Origin of the sequence: Pseudomonas japonica (assembly GCF_900188455.1) — a bacterium.
Taxonomy (GTDB): domain Bacteria; phylum Pseudomonadota; class Gammaproteobacteria; order Pseudomonadales; family Pseudomonadaceae; genus Aquipseudomonas; species Aquipseudomonas japonica.
In genome coordinates this window covers 8,062-12,471 of record NZ_FZOL01000045.1, presented here as the reverse complement: position 1 = coordinate 12,471, position 4,410 = coordinate 8,062, and the positions used below count along the sequence as shown (strand labels likewise).

At 59.7% G+C, this 4,410-nt stretch carries 1 protein-coding gene and 1 pseudogene; both read right to left on the bottom strand.

Features of this window, described 5'->3' with window-relative positions:
* A pseudogene (gene rpsL, locus CHB99_RS30285) lies at positions 1 to 106 on the bottom strand (30S ribosomal protein S12); the annotation flags it as partial.
* Between the two features lie 230 nt (positions 107 to 336).
* A partial coding sequence (gene rpoC / locus CHB99_RS28985; RefSeq protein ID WP_249299726.1) for a DNA-directed RNA polymerase subunit beta' occupies positions 337 to 4,410 on the bottom strand: 4,074 nt, incomplete at its 5' end.

The following is a 4,410-nucleotide window of genomic DNA, read 5'->3' as shown; positions in this document are numbered from 1 at the left end:
TCGTAGTGGTGTACACACGGGTGCACACGCCACGACGTTGCGGGCAGTTCTGCAGCGCAGGAACGTCGGATTTCTCGACGATACGCTTACGCGGCTGACGTACCAGCTGGTTGATAGTTGCCATCTACTAGCTCCACTGATTGTCTTGCGACGCTATTGTCTTGCAAGAAAAGCAAAAATTGGCAGGACGGAGCCCTACCAAATTTAGGGGTACAAGAGTCTAAAGAGGATCTTGCACTCAGTCAAGACAAGGCCCCGACCCGCCCACCCCGATCATCGGCGACAAATGATGTCGCCGACTTTCGAAGCAGTTGCGCCGGGGCCCTACCCTGCCTGTCAGTTACCGCTGGAGTTCAGCGCTTCGGTCAGTGCGGCTTCCACCTCACTGGCGCTTACACGCAGCGGTTTGTCGGCATCACGACGACGCTTGCGCTCGCTGTGGTATGCCAGACCGGTACCGGCCGGGATCAGACGACCCACGACCACGTTTTCCTTCAGACCGCGCAGGTAGTCGCGCTTGCCGGTTACCGCCGCTTCGGTCAGAACACGGGTGGTCTCCTGGAAGGAGGCCGCCGAGATGAACGACTCGGTGGACAGCGAGGCCTTGGTGATGCCGAGCAGTACGCGCGAGAACTTCGACACGAACTTGTCATCGGCTGCCAGGCGCTCGTTTTCGACCAGCACCTGGGTCAGTTCCATCTGGTCACCCTTGATGAAGCTGGAATCACCCGACTCGGCGATCTCAACCTTACGCAGCATCTGACGCAGGATGGTCTCGATGTGCTTGTCGTTGATCTTCACGCCTTGCAGACGGTAAACGTCCTGAATCTCGTTGACGATGTACTTCGCCAGAGCGCTCACACCCAGCAGACGCAGGATGTCGTGCGGATCGCTCGGGCCGTCGGAGATGACTTCGCCGCGGTTCACTTGTTCGCCTTCGAAGACGTTCAGGTGACGCCACTTAGGAATCAGTTCCTCGTACGGATCGCTGCCATCGTTCGGAGTAATGACCAGACGACGCTTGCCCTTGGTCTCCTTGCCGAACGCGATGGTGCCGCTGACTTCCGCCAGGATCGACGCTTCTTTCGGACGACGCGCTTCGAACAGGTCGGCAACGCGCGGCAGACCACCGGTGATGTCACGGGTCTTCGACGTTTCTTGCGGGATACGCGCGATAACGTCACCGACGCCGATCTGGGCACCGTCAGCCACACCGACCAGGGCGTTGGCCGGCAGGAAGTACTGGGCCGGTACGTCGGTACCTGGCAGCAGCAGGTCCTTGCCGTTGGCGTCGACCATCTTGATTGCAGGACGAATTTCCTTACCTGCAGCCGGACGATCCTTGACGTCCAGCACCTCAATGTTGGTCAGACCGGTCAGTTCGTCGGTCTGACGCTTGATGGTGATGCCTTCTTCCATGCCTACGAAGGTCACGGTACCTTTCATTTCGGTAACGATCGGGTGGGTGTGCGGGTCCCACTTGGCGACGATGGCGCCAGCGTCGACCTTCTCACCTTCCTTGACCGAAATCACCGCACCGTAAGGCAGCTTGTAGCGCTCGCGCTCACGGCCGAATTCGTCGGCAATGGCCAGCTCGCCGGAACGCGATACCGCGACCAGGTTGCCGTCGGCGCGCTCGACCTGCTTCAGGTTGTGCAGACGGACCATACCGCCGTTCTTCACCTGGACGCTGTCAGCAGCAGAGGTACGGCTTGCCGCACCACCGATGTGGAACGTACGCATGGTCAGCTGGGTACCCGGCTCACCGATCGACTGTGCAGCGATAACGCCGACAGCTTCACCGATGTTCACCTGGTGACCACGAGCCAGGTCGCGACCGTAGCACTTGGCGCAGATGCCGTAGCGGGTTTCGCAGTTGATCGGCGAACGCACGACCACTTCGTCGATACTGTTCAGCTCGATGAACTCGACCCACTTCTCGTCGACCAGAGTACCGGCCGGAACGATCACGTCGTCGGTGCCTGGCTTGAACACGTCACGGGCGATTACACGACCCAGAACACGCTCACCCAGAGGCTCAACAACGTCGCCGCCTTCGATGTGCGGAGTCATCAGCAGGCCTTGCTCGGTACCGCAGTCGATCTCGGTCACGACCAGGTCCTGGGCAACGTCTACCAGACGACGGGTCAGGTAACCGGAGTTCGCGGTTTTCAGCGCGGTATCCGCCAGACCTTTACGAGCACCGTGAGTCGAGATGAAGTACTGGAGTACGCTCAGACCTTCACGGAAGTTAGCGGTAATCGGCGTCTCGATGATGGAGCCGTCCGGCTTCGCCATCAGACCACGCATACCGGCCAGCTGACGAATCTGGGCAGCCGAACCCCGGGCACCGGAGTCAGCCATCATGTACATGGAGTTGAAGGACTCCTGCTCGACTTCCTTGCCCTCGCGGTCGATGACCTTCTCTTTCGAGAGGTTGGCCATCATCGCCTTGGACACTTCGTCGTTCGCCTTCGACCACAAGTCGATGACCTTGTTGTACTTCTCGCCCTGGGTTACCAGACCGGAGGCGTACTGGCTCTCGATTTCCTTCACTTCGTCGGTAGCGGTACCGATGATGCGAGCCTTTTCGTCCGGGATGACGAAGTCGTTCACACCGATCGAAACGCCGGAAATGGTCGAGTAGGCAAAACCGGTATACATCAGCTGATCAGCGAAGATCACGGTCTCTTTCAGACCAACCACGCGGTAGCACTGGTTGATCAGCTTGGAGATCGCCTTCTTCTTCATAGGCTGGTTGACCACGTCGTACGACAGGCCGGCCGGCACTACCTGGAACAGCAGGGCACGGCCGACAGTGGTGTCGACGATGCGGGTGTTCTTGACGATGCTGCCATCGCGCTCTTTCACGGTCTCGTTGATACGGACCTTGATCTTTGCGTGCAGGGCGGCTTCGCCGGCGCGGAATACGCGGTCGACTTCCTGCAGGTCGGCGAACACGCGACCTTCGCCCTTGGCGTTGATGGCTTCGCGGGTCATGTAGTACAGACCCAGTACCACGTCCTGCGACGGAACGATGATTGGCTCACCGTTGGCTGGCGACAGGATGTTGTTGGTCGACATCATCAGCGCGCGCGCTTCCAGCTGGGCTTCCAGCGTCAGCGGCACGTGCACGGCCATCTGGTCACCGTCGAAGTCGGCGTTGTACGCGGCGCAGACCAGCGGGTGCAGCTGGATCGCTTTACCTTCGATCAGAACCGGCTCGAACGCCTGGATACCCAGACGGTGGAGGGTCGGTGCACGGTTGAGCAGTACGGGGTGTTCGCGAATCACTTCGGCGAGAACGTCCCACACCTCTGGCAGCTCACGCTCGACCATCTTCTTGGCAGCCTTGATGGTGGTCGCCAGACCACGCATTTCCAGCTTGCCGAAAATGAACGGTTTGAACAGCTCGAGGGCCATCTTCTTCGGCAGACCGCACTGATGCAGACGCAGGGTCGGACCTACGGTAATTACCGAACGGCCGGAGTAGTCAACACGCTTACCGAGCAGGTTCTGACGGAAACGACCCTGCTTACCCTTGATCATGTCAGCCAGGGACTTCAGAGGACGCTTGTTCGAACCGGTGATTGCACGACCACGGCGACCGTTGTCGAGCAGGGCGTCGACCGCTTCCTGCAGCATGCGCTTTTCGTTGCGCACGATGATGTCCGGCGCGGACAGATCGAGCAGGCGCTTCAGACGGTTGTTACGGTTGATCACCCGACGATAGAGGTCGTTCAGGTCGGAAGTCGCGAAGCGACCGCCATCCAGCGGAACCAGAGGACGCAGATCTGGCGGCAGAACCGGCAGAACGGTCAGGACCATCCACTCAGGCAGGTTGCCCGAGCCCTGGAAGGCCTCCATCAGTTTCAGACGCTTGGACAGCTTCTTGATCTTGGTTTCCGAGTTGGTCTGCGGAATTTCCTCGCGCAGGCGACCGATCTCGTGCTCCAGGTCGATAGCGTGCAGCAGCTCACGGACAGCCTCGGCACCCATGCGGGCATCGAAGTCGTCACCGAACTCTTCCAGCGCTTCGAAGTACTGCTCGTCGTTCAGCAGCTGACCTTTTTCCAGGGTGGTCATGCCCGGGTCGATAACGACGTAGCTCTCGAAGTAGAGAACGCGCTCGATATCACGCAGGGTCATGTCCATCAGCAGGCCGATACGGGACGGCAGGGACTTCAGGAACCAGATGTGGGCAACCGGCGAAGCCAGTTCGATGTGCGCCATGCGCTCACGACGAACCTTGGCCAGGGCGACTTCGACGCCGCACTTCTCGCAGATCACGCCACGGTGCTTCAGGCGCTTGTACTTACCGCACAGGCACTCGTAGTCCTTGACTGGGCCAAAGATCTTGGCGCAGAACAGACCGTCACGCTCAGGCTTGAACGTACGGTAGTTGATGGT